The 15,631-nt window shown below is 67.8% G+C and carries 14 protein-coding genes; 5 read left to right on the top strand and 9 right to left on the bottom strand.

Annotated features, from left to right (window positions below; genetic code table 11):
- Positions 1-137: 137 nt before the first annotated feature.
- Complete coding sequence (locus tag J2S76_RS00355) at positions 138-911, bottom strand: rhomboid family intramembrane serine protease (protein WP_307056463.1); 774 nt, start codon at positions 909-911, stop codon at positions 138-140.
- A gap of 252 nt (positions 912-1,163) precedes the next feature.
- On the opposite strand from J2S76_RS00355, the gene J2S76_RS00350 reads away from it, so the two are divergent.
- Positions 1,164-1,820 carry a transglutaminase-like cysteine peptidase gene (locus J2S76_RS00350; RefSeq protein ID WP_307056461.1) on the top strand — a complete coding sequence of 219 codons (657 nt, stop codon included), beginning with the start codon at positions 1,164-1,166 and terminating at the stop codon, positions 1,818-1,820.
- Positions 1,821-2,010: 190 nt separating this feature from the next.
- On the opposite strand, the gene J2S76_RS00345 is transcribed toward J2S76_RS00350, so the two are convergent.
- From J2S76_RS00345 to J2S76_RS00320, 6 genes are all read right to left on the bottom strand, one after another.
- Complete coding sequence (locus J2S76_RS00345; protein WP_091436554.1) at positions 2,011-2,541, bottom strand: gamma carbonic anhydrase family protein; 531 nt, start codon at positions 2,539-2,541, stop codon at positions 2,011-2,013.
- Between the two features lie 5 nt (positions 2,542-2,546).
- On the bottom strand, positions 2,547-2,759 hold the full coding sequence (locus tag J2S76_RS00340; RefSeq protein ID WP_018391302.1) for a DUF3126 family protein: 213 nt from the start codon (positions 2,757-2,759) through the stop codon (positions 2,547-2,549).
- A 99-nt stretch (positions 2,760-2,858) separates the two neighbouring features.
- Positions 2,859-3,719 (bottom strand): serine O-acetyltransferase, encoded by an 861-nt coding sequence (gene cysE, locus J2S76_RS00335; RefSeq protein ID WP_307056458.1) that lies wholly within the window; start codon positions 3,717-3,719, stop codon positions 2,859-2,861.
- Positions 3,720-3,998: 279 nt separating this feature from the next.
- Positions 3,999-4,751 (bottom strand): alpha/beta fold hydrolase, encoded by a 753-nt coding sequence (locus tag J2S76_RS00330; RefSeq protein WP_307056456.1) that lies wholly within the window; start codon positions 4,749-4,751, stop codon positions 3,999-4,001.
- 68 nt (positions 4,752-4,819) lie between these two features.
- Positions 4,820-5,191: a DUF4087 domain-containing protein gene (locus tag J2S76_RS00325; RefSeq protein ID WP_307056455.1), complete on the bottom strand. Its 372-nt coding sequence runs from the start codon at positions 5,189-5,191 to the stop codon at positions 4,820-4,822.
- A 16-nt stretch (positions 5,192-5,207) separates the two neighbouring features.
- Positions 5,208-6,287, bottom strand: coding sequence for a hypothetical protein (locus tag J2S76_RS00320; RefSeq protein ID WP_307056453.1), 1,080 nt, complete (start codon positions 6,285-6,287; stop codon positions 5,208-5,210).
- Positions 6,288-6,374: 87 nt separating this feature from the next.
- On the opposite strand from J2S76_RS00320, the gene J2S76_RS00315 reads away from it, so the two are divergent.
- The 3 genes from J2S76_RS00315 to J2S76_RS00305 all read left to right on the top strand — a co-directional run bounded on the left by J2S76_RS00315 (position 6,375) and on the right by J2S76_RS00305 (position 8,878).
- On the top strand, positions 6,375-6,623 hold the full coding sequence (locus J2S76_RS00315; protein ID WP_307056451.1) for a zinc-finger domain-containing protein: 249 nt from the start codon (positions 6,375-6,377) through the stop codon (positions 6,621-6,623).
- Between the two features lie 9 nt (positions 6,624-6,632).
- On the top strand, positions 6,633-7,811 hold the full coding sequence (locus tag J2S76_RS00310) for an FAD-dependent monooxygenase (RefSeq protein WP_307056449.1): 1,179 nt from the start codon (positions 6,633-6,635) through the stop codon (positions 7,809-7,811).
- A 113-nt stretch (positions 7,812-7,924) separates the two neighbouring features.
- Complete coding sequence (locus J2S76_RS00305) at positions 7,925-8,878, top strand: DMT family transporter (RefSeq protein WP_307056447.1); 954 nt, start codon at positions 7,925-7,927, stop codon at positions 8,876-8,878.
- Between the two features lie 118 nt (positions 8,879-8,996).
- On the opposite strand, the gene J2S76_RS00300 is transcribed toward J2S76_RS00305, so the two are convergent.
- Positions 8,997-10,025, bottom strand: coding sequence for an LLM class flavin-dependent oxidoreductase (locus J2S76_RS00300; RefSeq protein WP_307056444.1), 1,029 nt, complete (start codon positions 10,023-10,025; stop codon positions 8,997-8,999).
- Between the two features lie 256 nt (positions 10,026-10,281).
- Between J2S76_RS00300 and putA the strand changes: the two genes are divergently transcribed.
- A complete protein-coding gene (gene putA, locus J2S76_RS00295; protein ID WP_307056442.1) occupies positions 10,282-14,121 on the top strand; it encodes a trifunctional transcriptional regulator/proline dehydrogenase/L-glutamate gamma-semialdehyde dehydrogenase in 3,840 nt (1,279 codons plus the stop codon).
- A gap of 47 nt (positions 14,122-14,168) precedes the next feature.
- On the opposite strand, the gene gad is transcribed toward putA, so the two are convergent.
- On the bottom strand, positions 14,169-15,587 hold the full coding sequence (gene gad / locus J2S76_RS00290; RefSeq protein WP_307056440.1) for a glutamate decarboxylase: 1,419 nt from the start codon (positions 15,585-15,587) through the stop codon (positions 14,169-14,171).
- Between the last annotated feature and the right edge of the window lie 44 nt (positions 15,588-15,631).

Here is a 15,631-nt window from a genome sequence, read left to right as displayed (position 1 = left end):
GTCCGGGCGGACGGAACGCGGCGCGGTCCACCACCCGGTCATTCGGCTTCTTCCCGCTGCGCGGGCGAGCCATAGGGGAATGATCCGCTTTAACCCTGCGGCAGGCAAGGGGCGGCGCGCCAATCAGTTCGGGCGCTTCAGTGGCGGGTGGCGCGGGAAAAGCTGTCCCCGCCCGGCCGGCGCCGGATCGGGTCGAACAGCGGAAAGGCCAGCAGGCCGGCGAGGAAGCCGCCCATATGGGCCTGCCAGGCGATGCTGCCATCGACGATTCCGGCCGGCTCGCCCAGGCCGAAGGCGAGGTTGATGACGAACCACACCGCGACGAAGCCGATCACCCGCCGGTCGCGCAGCACCTCCATCAGCGGCGGCGCCGGCACATGCACCGCGTTCTCCATCAGGCCCGGCCGCCAGACGCCCCGGCTTTCCTGCGCGAACATGAAGCGCAGCGCGCCCGCCATGCAGCCCGACACCGCCGCCGAGGCGCCGATCATTGGCACCAACTCGCCCTCATGGGTCACAAGATGCAGCCCCGCCCCCGCCGCCGCGGTGACGGCGAAGAACAGCAGGAAGCGCAGCACCCCGAAGCGGCGCGCCACCGGCGTGCCGAAGGCGAGCATCCACAGCAGGTTCAGGCCGACATGGGCCCAGCCGCCATGCAGGAACGCATAGGTGACGAAGGTCCACACATCCGCCGCCACCCCACCCGGCAGCACGCCCTCGGCCAGCACCGAGGGGTCGAAGCGCGCGGGAATGAAGGCGAACAGAGCCAGGATCTCGACGCCGGTCTCCAGGTCCACCCAGTCGCGCACCAGCTGGATGAGCAGCATCACCGCCGCCAGCACGGTGATCACCGGCGGCACGTTGAGAATGGGTTCGCGTCTGTGGGCGGCAAGGCGGGGCGGTTCGAGCACGCCGATCACATAGGCCGGCACAGGCCCGGCGGCAAGGCATCTTGCCGTGAGCGCGACACCTCCGCTCGCGACTGAGGCCTTGCTACGGGCTTAAGCGGCGTGATGAACAGTTTGCCTATTGCTGTGGTTAACGCCACTAGAAAACCTATTAACATTCCCTCTCCAGCGTTGTTGCGAATCTCCAGCATCGCTTAGACGCGTATAAAACCCTCTGCGCTAAGTTCTCTTCCAGTGACAGGAATGAGGTACGCGATGAAAAAGAGGCTCGAACGGGCCCTTCTCGCGGCGGGTCAGGCGGCTCTTGCGGCAACCGTTGCGGTGGTGCTCACGCACGCCGCCCCCGCCCAGGCGGAAAAGACGGTGGCGATGCTCTCCAGCTTCGCCGCCAACATGGCGGCCGGCGCGCATACCGCCGTGCCGATGGGCTATTTCCAGTTCTGCGCCGAACAACCCGCCGATTGCGGTCCCCGCAAAGGGAGCGGCGGCAAGGTGGCGCTGACCGAGGCCAATTTCGCTCAGCTGCGCGAGGTCAATGACGCGGTCAACGGGCGCATCCAGCCGATGACTGACCTCGAACATTATGGCGAGATCGAACGCTGGACCTATCCCGACGACGGCTTTGGTGATTGCGAGGACTATGTGCTGCTCAAGCGCCGCACACTGGTCGACCTCGGCTGGCCCGGGGACACGCTGCTCGTCACCGTGGTGCGCGACCACAAGGGCGACGGCCACGCCGTCCTCACCGTCGTCACCGACCGGGGCGACCTCGTGCTGGACAACCAGGAAGCCGCTATCCTGCTGTGGCACGAGACTGGCTACCGCTTCGTCAAGCGCCAGGCGCAGCACGACACCGATAGCTGGGTCTCGCTCGGCGACGTGCTGGCGCCATTGTCGGTCGGGCGGAACTGAAGACTCTGCCCGTCGCGCGCCGTCATCCTGAGGCGCGAGCGCCGCGGGCCTCGAAGGAGAAGCGCCACGGGGTATCCCCCGGCATCCTTTGAGGCCCGGCTGATCGCCGGGAACCTCAGGATGACGTCGATCCGCAAAAAACAAACTTTGCCGGTCGAGCGGGGTTTCGACCGGCGAGCACAAACGCCCCTCAGTCGATCCGGCGCAGCCCCTCGGCGAAGCGCCGCCAGTTGCGCACATAATGCGCGGCGGTGCCGTGGATGCGCTTTTCCATCGCCTCGTCGAGCGTGCGGATCACCTTGCCAGGCGCGCCGACAATGAGGCAATTGTCGGGATACTCCTTGCCCTCGGTGATCAGCGCCCCGGCGCCGACCAGGCAATTGCGGCCGATCTTGGCGCCGTTAAGCAACGTCGCGCCCATGCCGATCAGGCTGTTGGCGCCGATCGTGCAGCCATGCAGCATCGCTTTGTGACCGATGGTGCAGTCGTCGCCAATGGTCATTGGGAAGCCGGGATCGGTGTGCAGCACGCACAGTTCCTGGATGTTCACCCGGGCACCGAGCGTGATGCGCTCATTGTCGCCGCGTATCACCGAGCCGAACCACACGCTCGCCTCGTCGCCGACCAGCACATTGCCGATCACCTCGGCGGTGGGGGCGATCCACCAGCGGCCAAGCGCCGGCAGGTCCGGCGCCACCCCGTCGAGCGCGTAGACGGGCATCGCCCTCAGTCCTCAAGATCGGTGTCGAGGATGGCCATCTGGAAATTATAGGAGAGTTCGCCGTCTTCCTTGTCCTCGAACAGGACGCCGATGAACTCGTCGCCGAGATAGACCTCGGCCGAATCCTTCTTCTTCGGCCGCGCGACGACGCGCAGCTGGGTGTTGGTGAACAGGCGCCGCATATAGGTCTGGACGCGCTCCAGGTCCTTCTTTTCCAAGTCCGTGCTCCCAAGGGGGTTGATCGGGCGGCAGGCTTGCCACGACGCGCCGGCCGGCGCAACCGGCGCCGGCACAATCGGCTGTTCACACAACGAGGCTCAGATCGCCTCGCCGAGGAAGGAGGGCATGTCCGAGAACTGGTCGAACATCTGGTCCATGCTGCGCGAGGGCTCGGCACAGCCGGCCTCGCCCACCACCTTGGCGGGCACCCCGGCCACGGTGGTGCGGGCGGGCACGGGCTTCAGCACCACCGAGCCGGCGGCGACGCGGGCGCAATGGCCGACCTCGATATTGCCGAGCACCTTGGCGCCGGCGCCGAGGAGCACGCCATGGCGGATCTTCGGGTGACGGTCGCCATGCTCCTTGCCGGTGCCGCCCAGCGTGACGCCCTGCAGCACCGAGACATTGTCCTCGATCACAGCCGTCTCGCCGACCACGATGCCGGTGGCATGGTCGAAGAAGATGCCGCGTCCGAAGGGCGCGGCCGGGTTGATGTCGACCTGATTCACCGCCGAGGAGCGGCTTTGCAGATAGAGCGCGAAATCGGTGCGGCCGTTCTTCCACAGCCAGTGCGCCAGGCGATGGGTCTGGATGGCGTGGAAGCCCTTGAAATAGAGCAGGGGCTGGATCGCCCGGTCGGTCGCGGGGTCGCGATCAAGAACCGCGACGATGTCGGCGCGGATCGCGACCCCGAGCCCGGGATCTTCCGCCACCGCCTCCTCGAAGGCCTGGCGGATGATGTCGGCCGGCACGTCGCCATGGTCGAGCCGCTGGGCGATGCGGTGCGCCACCGCCCGCTCCAGCGTGGTGTGATAGAGCACCGTGGAATAGACGAAGCTGGCGAGCGCCGGCTCGCGTTGGGTGATCGTCTCCGCCTCGGCGCGGATGCGCGCCCAAACCGGATCGACCTTGTCGAGTGCGCGCGGCGCCTCGACGCGCTGAAGAGAATTCACAGCCATTTTTCTACCCTCGCCGTTCGCCCCTGGGCGCCGGCCAGATGTCCCGAGTTGGCTCGAGCCTAACACAAGCGCCGGCACCGGCCTACGCCGTCGGGATTGCACGAATGCATGATCGGGCATCCCTGCCGCCGGCGGATCGCGGTTGAATCGGAATCTGAGCCGACGCCGATTCTCTTTGCCAACAACGCCCGCCAAGCGATTCCGTTGACTCGGCTTTCCGCCCTTCTTGAATCAAAATGGCAAGAAGGGGCGCCGGCACCTTGCCACCCCCTCCCCGCCTCAGCGCGGTTCGGCAAGGAAGGCCAGCACCGCCTCTTTGAACACTTTGTCGCCAACGGCGCGCATATGGTCGCGGTCGGGAATGTCGATCGCCCGGGCATCCGGGATCAGCTCGGCGAGCGGCCCGGGCGCGCCGGCCACCTCGTCGCGGGTGCCCACCGCGATCAGCGTCGGCACGCTGATCCGCGCCACCTCCTCGCGGCTCAGCGTGCGGCGCGAGCCGATGATGCAGGCCGCCAGCGCCTCGCGATCGCTCTTTGTCTGGTCGGCGAAGGCGCGGAACATCCGCCCCATCGGGTCGGTCACATCGTCAAGGCTGGGGGCGCGCAGGGCGTCGGCGATGGTGATCGGAAGGCCGGCGCCAGCGATGAGGTGGATGCCGATGCCGCCCAGCACCAGCGAGCGCACCCGCTCCGGCGCGGTCAGCGCGGCGCAGGCGCTGATCCGCCCCCCCATCGAATAGCCCAGCAGGTCGGCACGGGGCAGCCCGAGATGGGCGATGAGCGCGAGGACATCGCGGGCCATCAGCCACGGGTCGTAGAGTTCCGGCTGGTAGAGCTTGGCCGAGGCGCCGTGGCCGCGATTGTCGAGCGCGATCACCCGGCGGCCGGCGCCGGTCAGCGTCGAGACCCAGCCCGGCCCGACCCAGTTGATCTCCTTGGTCGAGCCGAAGCCGTGCACGAGCACGATCGGCTCCCCCTCCCCCTCGTCGAGGTAGGAAAACGCTATTCCGTCATGGCTGAAGGTCGGCATAAGGCGCTCCGTTCCGGGGAACGGCACGCTAATCAGCCAGGCCCCCGCTGCCAACCCGCGCCCGCGTGTCAACCCGGCTTCTTCAACGTCTTGTCGTTTCGGCAGCGCGACAGCGGCAGGATGTTGCCGGAATAGATGCGGGTGATGTTCATCTCCGACTTGTCGGTGTCGACGCTCAGGCAGGCGCAGCCATAGCCATAGCCGTTTGGCTGCAGCTTCACATATTGCTTGGCGTCGAAATCGGGGGCGTTGTCGAAGCCCTCGGCCTCCATGCCGCCCTGCGAGCGCATCCACCAGTCGCCGTCGCGGTCGGTCAGATACCAGTTGCCCGGCGTCGGATTCACATACCAGCCGCAGCGGTTTTCCGCCGCGCCGGCCGGCAGGGAAGCGAGCGCCAGCACGGCGAAGGAGAACAACGTCATCAGGGCACGGCGCATCATCGCCTCCTCAAAGGCCTCACGCCGGCAGCAACAGCCGCCGGCGGGGCTTTTTCTTTTTCCACATCGGGCGAAGCATCGCCACCATCATGGAATTAAACGAGGCAATGAGGCCGAACAGGTTCAGCACGCCCGCCATGACCCAGAAGGCGAGCTTGGCCAGCGCCTCGGTGAGAAACAGCGCGCCCCGTCCCAGCGTCTTGAAGATGGCCAGCGTCTTGCCACCCTTGGCCTGCGCCAACACGCTCAGCCGCGCCGCGCCGGCCGCATCGTCGACATGACGCAGCCCGGCGAAGGTGGCGCGCGTGCCCGCCTTGGAGCCCGCTGTGCCGAGATCGCCCACCAGCGCAGCGAGCGTCGCCTTTGAGCCGCCCCGCACCGCGGCCGTGATGTTGCCGGCGAAGCGCCCGCCGACCACGCCGGCCCGTCGCGCGCCCTTCAGCACGGAAATGCCGGCCCGGAAGGTCAGCGGCGCGCCGAAAGCGGCATAGGTCGCTCCGGTCGCCACGATGCCAATGCCGGCGAGGTTGACCATAAATTGGTCCACCGGCTCGCCGCGCGCCCAGTTCGCCGCCTCGCGGCCGAGGTCGCGCACATCGCCCCACACGGTGAGGTCGCCCGCCGTTGCCCCGGCGAGTCCGGCGAGGTCCTCGCCCTGCCCGGTCAGGAAGCCATGGCCGAAGCTGCCCGCCCCGCGCGCAAAACTGGCACCGGGCGCATTGGCCAGAGCAACGCGGGCCCGGCGCTCGGCTGTCACAGGCACGCCGCGCGCGTCCGCCAGTTCGATGAAGCTCGCGGCGAGTTCGCCGTCGTCTTCCGCCAGCGCGGCGTCGATCTCCACGGCGGTGCGCTCGGGCGTCAACACACCGGCAAGCTGGAGATCGGCCAGCCGGGCCGCATCGTCCTGCGCGCTCACCAGCGCGAAGGCATGCCGCGCCACCGGCACCACCCAATGGGCGGCACCGGCAAAGGCGAGCAGAAATCCGAAGGCGGCGAAGAAGCGGTACATGGCGTTGATATGGGGATCACGCAGCGCGATTGCCGCTTTCTGCCCGTTCATTATGGCGAAGCGATGGGCCACGATGCACAGGCGCGGCATCCGGCCCCGCATTCGGCCCCTTGGACCGCGGCGCGCCAGCAGCTATGGTCGCGCCGATTTCAACACGAGCGCGGACAGGCGAACATCATGGCGGGCCACGTCGTTCCCCACTTCCACAATTCGGCCGGCGTGGCGAAGATCGCCATCGGGGCACGCGAATTCATGTGCGTGGGCGCTCTGCCGCCCTATGACCACCCGCATGTCTTCCTCGACATGGGCTCCGACGACGAGATCATCTGCCCCTATTGCTCGACGCTCTACACCTTCGATTCCCACCTGCACGGCACCGACTCGACCCCGCCGGGCGCGCTGTTCGAGATTCCGGCCGCCGCCTGAGCGGCACCCTTGTCCGCCCGCTCCATCGCCATCGCCGGTGCCGGCATAGGCGGCCTCACCGCCGCCCTTGCTCTGGCGAAGGCCGGCTTTGCCGTCACGCTGCTTGAGCGGGCGGAGGTGCTGGAGGAGGCCGGCGCCGGCGTCCAGCTTGCCGCCAATGCCACGCGCTGCCTGAAAGCGCTCGGTGTCTATGAGCGCGTGGCCGAACAGGCGGTGTTCCCAACCGCCTTCGCCGTGCTCGACGGGCGACGCGGCACAAGGCTCGCCGGCGGGCCGATGGGGGCGGCCGCCGAGGCCCGCTTCGGCGGCCCCTTTCTCGTCATCCACCGCGCTGATCTGCAATCCGCCCTGCTCGATGCGGTGCGCGAGGTTCCGTCGATCACGCTCAGGCTTGGCCACACGCTGGAGAACTTCACCCAGGACAGCACCGGCGTCGCCCTGAAGCTTCGCAACGCCGATGGCGCGGCGACGCTGGCGGCCGATGCGCTCATCGGTGCCGACGGCCTGCGCTCGGTGGTGCGCGGCGCGCTGCAGCCGCAGGCGAAGGCCTCCTTCCGCCACCGGGCTGCCTGGCGGGCCACCGTGCCGGTTGAGGCGCTGCCCGCCCGTCTTACCGACAAGGTGACGCGGCTGTGGCTCGGCCCCGGCGCCCATCTCGTCACCTATCCCGTGCAGGCCGGCCGGGCGATCAATCTGGTCGCCGTCACCCCCGACGAACGCGAGGTGCATGGCTGGAGCGAGGCCGGCGGGCGCGACGAGCTTCTCGCGCATTATCGCGGCTGGTGCGCCGACGCCCGCGCCCTGCTCGACGCGCCGGAGCGCTGGCTGCGCTGGGCGTTGTTCGATCTCGACCCGCTCACCAACTGGGGCACCGGCGCGGTGACGCTGCTCGGGGACGCCGCCCACGCCATGCCGCCCTTCCTTGCCCAGGGCGCGGCGCAGGCGATCGAGGACGCGGTGGTGCTCGCTCGCGAGCTGGCGGACGCTCCCGACCTTCCTGCCGCGCTGCGCCGCTACGAGGCCGCGCGCGTGCCCCGCACCGCCCGCGTGCAGCGCGCCGCGCGGGGCATGGACCGCATCTACCACCTCGGCGGCGCGGCCCGCCTCGCCCGCGATCTCGTCATGCGGGTCCAACCGGAGAGCGCAGTGCTGGAGCGCTACCGCTGGATCTATGACTGGCGGGCGTGAGGCGGTGCCCGCAGAGCGGCATCGATTTTCCTCATAGAGGCTATAAAAACATCTCGTTTTCCGATCGAGACCGCCCCGCCTAGGGTGCGCGCCATTGAGAATGGAGATCGGCGATGCCACCCGCATCAAAGGCGAGCCCGGTAGCTTCGGCGGCGGTCGCCGTTGCCCCCCGAACTTTTTTGCCGCTGCCGCTGCTGGTGGGGCTGTTCTGCGTGCTGTGGTCCTCGGCCTTTGCCGGCGCCAAACTCGCTCTGGCCGATTGCCCGCCGCTGATCCTGCTCTCGGTGCGCTTGCTGCTCGCCGGCTCGATCATGCTGGCGCTGGCCCCGCTCTGGGACAATGCCGGCCGGCGCAAAGGCCAGCCGCCGGTTCGCCGGCGGGACATCGTGGCGCTGATCGGCATCGGCATTCTCAACAATGCGGTCTATCTCGGGCTGAACTGGACCGCGCTCACCTTCACCTCCTCCGCCTATACGGCCGTGCTTACCAGCTGCCTGCCGCTGCTGGTGGCGCTGGGCGCCGGGCCGCTGCTGGGTGAGAGAATGAGCGTGGCGAAATGGGCCGGCATCGCGCTCGGCCTCATCGGCGTCGTCATCGTGCTGCGCTCGCGCCTTGCCGGCGCGCATGAGACGCTGGCCGGCACGCTGCTGATCGGCGGCGGCGTATCCGCGCTCGCCGCCGGCACGCTGGCGTTCAAATATTTCGCCCCGCGCGGGGGGGTATGGAGCGGCAATGCCGTGCAGTGCCTCGCCGGCGGACTTGCCCTCATTCCCGTTGCCCTCGCGACCGAAAGCACGGGCGACATCCGCCTCACCGCCAACCTTTTCGGCGGCCTCGCCTTTCTGGTGATCGGCGTTTCCATAGGCGGCTATGGACTTTGGTTCTACCTACTCACCCGCGCCTCGGCGACGGCGGCATCCAGCCTGCACTTCCTCATGCCGCCGCTCGGCCTGTTCTTCGGCTGGCTGCTGCTGGGCGAAGCCGTGCCGCTGCTGGACATCCTCGGCATTGTGCCGATCGCGCTCGGCATCTGGCTGGTGACCCGCCCGGCAAAGGCGGCGGGGTAGCCCCCTCAGACGTCATCCCGTCCGAAGCGCAGCGGAGAGCCGGGATCGGCATCCGATATCAACACACGATCCCGGATCGGCCTGCGGCCGTCCGGAACGCTATTTCAGGGACGCAACGTCAGGCCGCCGCCGACACCGCCTGCAACGCCTTCACCAGCGTATAGGAGCGCTTCTTCGCCGCCAGGTCGGGAATGGCGGTGGCGATCATCAGTTCGTCCGCCAGCGTGGTGTCGAGGAACCGCTCCAGCCCCTGCGCCACCTTGTCCGGCCCGCCGACCAGCACCTTGTCGCGGTTGCGGCGGATGAAGGCGCGGTCCGCCTCGGTATAGGGATAGGCGGCAGCCTCTTCCGCCGTCGGGATAGGCCCGTAATGACCGCGCGCGCGGCGCAGATGGGCGAGGTCGACGCTGCCGGCGAGATATTCCGCCTCCTCGTCGGTCGGTGCGCACACCACAGCCAGGGCGAGAATGGCATGCGGGGCCGCCAGCGTCTCGGAAGGCTGGAAGCCGGCGCGGTAGCTCAACATCGCGTCCAGCACGTCATGCTGGGCGAAGTGATGGGCATAGGCATAGCCCAACCCCAATTGCGCCGAGAGCCGGGCGCTGTAGCCTGACGAGCCGAGCAGCCAGATCGGCGGCAGCTTCACGTCCACCGGCATCACCTGAATCGTGCGGTAGGGATGGTCGGCCGGCCATTGGCCGCTGTCCCACAGCATCAGTTCCTTCAGCCGGTCGAGGAAATCGTCGCCGGGGTCGACGTCCTGTCGGCGGCGCAGCGCGTGCGAGGTGAGCTGGTCGGTGCCGGGCGCCCGGCCGAGGCCGAGATCGACCCGGTCGGGATAGAGCGCTTCCAGAACCTTGAAGCGCTCGGCGACCATCAGCGGGGCGTGGTTGGGCAACATGACGCCACCGGAGCCGACGCGGATCCGCTCCGTCACGGCGAGGATCTGCCCCGCCATAATGTCAGGCGCGCCAGAGGCGACGGAGGCCAGATTGTGATGCTCGGCCACCCAGAAGCGGGAAAAGCCCAGCCCGTCGACATGGCGGGCGAGGTCGAGCGTGCCGCGCAGCGCCTCAGGCCCGCTGCTGCCGGAGGCAACGAAGGAGAGGTCGAGAACGGAAAGGGGGGTGCTTGCAAGACGGGTCATGCGGCTCAGGTGGGTATCCCCTGCCTTGCTGCCAAGGAGTATCCTGCATGTCACCATGGCGGCAGCGGCAAACGGCCCGCCGCCCGGGCCATCACCGCAGGCCCATACCGGGCCGTGAGCGCACGGGCGCAACCTGCAAAAGCGCGCCATCACCCCCTCTCCGATCTGGTTGCACTTATTGGTCTCTGAGGTTACACTTTTTATCATAGAAGCGCGCCTTGGGGCCACTTCGACCGAGGCAAAGAGGGATCGCATCATGTCGCAGACGACCATCGGCGTGAAGATCGACGACGAGTTGCGCTCCCGTCTTAAGGCCGCCGCCGAGCGCGAGGGTTGCACCGCGCACGCCCTGGTCAAGGGCGCGCTCACCGCCGCCATTGAGCGCACCGAGCGCGGGCTTGCCGCCCTGTCGCCACCGGTGGCGGCGGCGACGCCCGCCCCCGGCGAAGGCGGCCTGCATGCCGACAGCCCGTTCCTGCCCTTCGCCCGCGGCATCCAGCCCCAGAGCGTGCTGCGGGCCCGCATCACCTCGGCCTATCGGGTGCCGGAGACCGAGGCGGTGCCGGTCCTCATGGGCTCCGCCACCCTGCCCGAGGCAAAGGCGGAGGCCGCCCGGGCCCGCGCCCGTGCGCTGGTGGAGGCATTGCGCGAAAAGGGACAGAAGGGGCCGGTCGAAGGCCTCATCCACGAATATTCGCTCTCCAGCCAGGAAGGCGTGGCGTTGATGTGCCTCGCCGAGGCCCTGCTGCGCATTCCCGACCGTGCCACCCGCGACGCGCTGATCCGCGACAAGATCGGCCATGGCGACTGGCAGGCCCATGTCGGCCACAGCCCCTCGCTGTTCGTCAACGCCGCTACCTGGGGGCTGGTGCTCACCGGCAAATTGACCTCCACATCAAGCGAGACTGGACTCACTGGCGCTCTCACTAGACTCATCGGTCGCGGCGGCGAGCCGTTGATCCGACGCGGCGTCGATGTCGCCATGCGGATGATGGGCGAGCAGTTCGTCACCGGCCAGACCATCTCCGAGGCGCTGGCCAATTCCCGCCGCATGGAGGCGAAGGGGTTCCGTTATTCCTTTGATATGCTTGGCGAAGCCGCGACCACCGAGGCCGACGCGCAGCGCTATTTCGCCGATTACGAGCAGGCCATCCACGCCATCGGCAAGGCCTCGGCCGGGCGCGGCATCTATGAAGGCCCGGGCATCTCGATCAAGCTATCGGCGCTGCACCCTCGTTACAGCCGCGCGCAATATTCCCGCGTTATCAATGAGTTGCTGCCGCGCGTTACCGCACTGGCAAAGCTGGCTCGGCATTATGACATCGGCCTCAACATCGACGCTGAGGAGGCCGATCGGCTGGAAATCTCGCTCGACCTGCTTGAATCTCTTTGTTTTGATGAGGCGCTAAATGGCTGGAATGGCATCGGTTTCGTCATTCAGGCCTATCAGAAGCGCTGCCCCTACGTGGCCGATTTCCTGATCGACCTCGCCCGCCGCTCCGGTCACCGGCTGATGGTGCGGCTGGTGAAGGGCGCCTATTGGGACAGCGAGATCAAGCGCGCCCAGGTGGATGGGTTGGAGGGCTTCCCCGTCTATACGCGCAAGGTCCACACCGACGTCGCCTATCTCGCCTGCGCCCGCAAGCTGCTCGCGGCCCCGGACGCCGTGTTCCCGCAATTCGCCACCCACAACGCCCAGACGCTTTCCACCGTCATGGAAATGGCCGGCGCCAACTACTATGCCGGACAATATGAATTCCAGTGCCTGCACGGCATGGGCGAGCCGCTCTATGAGGAAGTGGTCGGCCGCGAGAAGCTCGGCCGGCCCTGCCGCATTTACGCACCCGTCGGCACCCATGAGACGCTCCTGGCCTATCTCGTCCGGCGCCTGCTGGAGAACGGCGCCAACACCTCCTTCGTCAACCGCATCGCCGATCCGAACGTCCCGCTGGACGAACTGACCGAGAGCCCCGTCGACGCCGCCCAGCGCATCGAGCCGCTGGGCGCGCCGCATCGCGGCATCGCCGCCCCGGCGGAGCTTTTCGGCACGGAGCGACGCAATTCGGCCGGACTGGACCTTTCCAACGAGCAGCGCCTCGCCTCGCTGGCCGCAGCGCTGCTTGCAGGTAGCACCGTCCCGCTGGCCGCCCGCCCATTGCTGGCTGAACCTCTCGACCGGGAAGGAACAGCTCGGCCTGTCCTCAACCCGGCGGACCATCGTGACCCGGTTGGCACAGTGGTGGAAGCGACGCCCGAGATCGTCACGCGCGCCATGGAGTTCGCTCACGCGGCCGCGCCGATCTGGCAGTCCACGCCGCCCGCCGAGCGCGCCGCCTGCCTGTTCCGCGCCGCGGAGCTCATGGAGGCGCGCATGCCGACGCTGATCGGCATTATCGTGCGCGAGGCCGGCAAGTCCTATCCCAACGCCATCGGCGAGGTGCGCGAGGCGGTGGACTTCCTGCGCTATTACGGCGCGCAGGTACGCGACGGTTTCTCCGGCGACACCCACCGCCCTCTGGGTCCGGTCGTCTGCATCAGCCCGTGGAACTTCCCGCTCGCCATCTTCGCCGGCCAGGTCGGCGCCGCACTCGCCGCCGGAAATGTGGTGCTGGCCAAGCCGGCCGAAGAGACACCCTTGATCGCATTCACTGCGGTTGAAATCTTGCGCGAGGCCGGAGTGCCGCCCGGCGCGGTGCAACTCCTTCCCGGTGCCGGCGAGGTGGGGGCTGCGCTGGTGGGTGACACCCGAACGCGCGGCGTCATGTTCACCGGCTCGACCGAGGTGGCCCGGCTCATCCAGCGCCAGCTGGCCACCCGCTTGAATCCCGATGGCAGCGTCATCCCGTTGATCGCCGAAACTGGCGGGCAGAACGCGCTGATCGTCGATTCCTCGGCCTTGGCCGAGCAGGTGGTGGCGGATGTGCTTGCATCTGCCTTCGATTCCGCCGGCCAGCGCTGTTCGGCGCTGCGTATCCTGTGCCTGCAGGAGGATGTGGCCGAACGCATATTGGACATGCTGCGCGGCGCGCTGAAGGAGCTCCAGCTCGGCAATCCGGTTCATCTGTCCACCGATATTGGCCCGGTCATCTCGGCCGAGGCGAAGGCCGGTATCGACGCCCATGTCGAACGCCTACGGCAGGCAGGGTGCGCCGTCGAGCAGGTCGTGCTTGGCGAGGACGCCCGCCACGGCACCTTCGTTCCTCCCACGCTGATCGAGATCGACGGCATCGCCGCGCTTACCCGCGAGGTGTTCGGCCCGGTGCTGCATGTGGTGCGCTACCGCCGGGACGAACTCGACGAACTGATTGCCGCCATCAACGCCACCGGCTACGGCCTGACCTTCGGCCTGCACACCCGCATCGACGAGACCATTGCGCGTGTCGGCTCCCGCATCGAGGTCGGCAACGTCTATGTGAACCGCAACCTCATCGGCGCGGTGGTCGGCGTGCAGCCCTTTGGCGGCCACGGGCTTTCTGGCACCGGCCCGAAGGCTGGCGGACCGCTCTATCTCGGCCGCCTGCTTGCGCGCCGCCCCGCCACCCTGCTGTCGGCGCGCGAGGCGCCCGCCCCGGCCCGGCTCTGGGTGGACTTCCAGTCCGACACCGGCACGCGCACACTGTGCGGCGGGGTTCTCGACGCCTCCCCCTTCGGACACCAGGCAGAGCTGCCCGGACCGGTGGGCGAGCGCAACCTGTATGCGCTCTCTCCGCGCGGCGCCATCCTGTGTCTGGCCGCAACCGAGAAGGGCCTCGCCGTGCAGATCGCCTCGGCGCTCGCCACCGGCAATAAGGTGCTGCTGGAGGGCTCGCTCCTGCCGGCGCTTCCGCACGGGCTGGAGGAATGGATCAGCCTGACCGACAGCCTGACCGAGGCGGCGTTCGACGCCGTGCTGTTCGAAGGCGACGGCGATGCGCTGCGCCAGCTCAACGAGACTATCGCCGCGCGCGAGGGGCCGATCGTGCTGGTGCACGGCCTGGCGCCGGACGACATTGCGCGGGGCGAGGTCTACCCGCTCGATCTTCTGATGCTGGAGCGTTCCACCAGCACCAACACAGCCGCCGCCGGTGGCAATGCCAGCCTGATGACGCTCGGCTGAAGCCGACAAGAGGGCCGGGCGCTCCGCAGCGCCCGGCCCTCCCGGCTTCAGTTATGGTTAAACCCAGCAGCCTCGTCATCGGTCATCGGGTGGGTGACGGGGTGCTTGGCGAAAAAGTCGAGCGCGCGGCGGAGGTCGTCGAGCAGCAGGCTGGCAAGGTCGCGGCTTACCCCATGACGCACCAGAATGCGCTGGATCACCATGTCCTGTCGGTTCGCCGGCATGGAATAGGCCGGCACCTGCCAGCCGCGCGAGCGCAGCCGGTCGGCAAGATCGTAGAGCGTGTAGCCGCCGAATCCCTTGTCGTCCTTGAGCTTCCAGCACAGGGCCGGAATGCCCTCCTGCCGGTTGCCGTCATAGAGCATCTCGAACGGCCCGAGCGCGGCGATCTCTCGGGCGAGATATTCGGCCGTGTCGTAGCAGGCGTTCTGGATCTTGGCGTAGCCCTCCCGCCCGAGCCGGACGAAATTATAGTACTGCGCAATGATCTGCCCGCCCGGACGGGAAAAGTTGAGCGCGAAGGTCGGCATGTCGCCGCCGAGATAGTTCACATCGAAGACGAGTTCCGGCGGCAGGTCGCCCGCCTCGCGCCAGATCACCCAGCCCACACCCAGCGGCGCGAGGCCGAACTTGTGGCCGGAGGCATTGATCGACTTCACCCGCGGCAGGCGGAAATCCCATTCGACGTCAGGCGCGCAGAAGGGGGCGAGGAAGCCGCCCGAGGCGCCGTCGACATGAATGGGGATGTCGAGCCCGGTCTCGGCCTGCAGCCGGTCCAGCGCGTCGTTCACCGCCTTCACCGGCTCATACTGACAGGTGAAGGTGACGCCAAGCGTCGGCACGACACCGATCGTGTTCTCGTCGACGCGCGCGAGCACCTCCTCCGGCGTCATGATCAGCCGGTCGCCCTCAAGCGGGATTTCGCGCAGTTCGACATCGAAATAACGGGCGAATTTGTGCCAGCAGATCTGCACCGGCCCGCAGATCAGGTTCGGCTTGTCGGCCGGCTTGCCGTCCTTGGCGCGGCGCTTACGCCATTGCCATTTGAGCGCGAGCCCACCCAGCATCGCCGCTTCGGAAGAGCCGACCGTGGAGCAGCCGAGCGTGCTGGTCGCATCCGGCGCGTTCCATAGATCGGCGAGCATCCGCACGCAGCGTGCCTCGATTTCCGCCGTCTGGGGGTATTCGTCCTTGTCGATCATGTTCTTGTCGATCGACAGCTCCATCAGGTCGCGGATCTCGTCGTCGACCCAGGTCTGGCAGAAGGTGGCGAGGTTCTGACGCGAATTGCCGTCCAGCATCAGCTCGTCGCGCACCGCCGCAAACACATGGCGCGGCTCCCTCTCCGCTCGCGGAAACGCGGATTTGGGCAGCATCCCCATCAAGTCTGGCGAGCCGTAGAGATCGTCGAGGAGGTCGCTGCGCAGGTCAGGGCGGAGATCGGGGCTGGACGGTTCTGACGTCAAGACGGGCGTCCTTTCACGAGAGAGAGGTAAAGAGAGTGGGAAGC

Origin of the sequence: Ancylobacter vacuolatus (assembly GCF_030813595.1) — a bacterium.
GTDB lineage: Bacteria > Pseudomonadota > Alphaproteobacteria > Rhizobiales > Xanthobacteraceae > Ancylobacter > Ancylobacter vacuolatus.
This window is presented reverse-complemented; position numbering and strand designations above follow the sequence as displayed.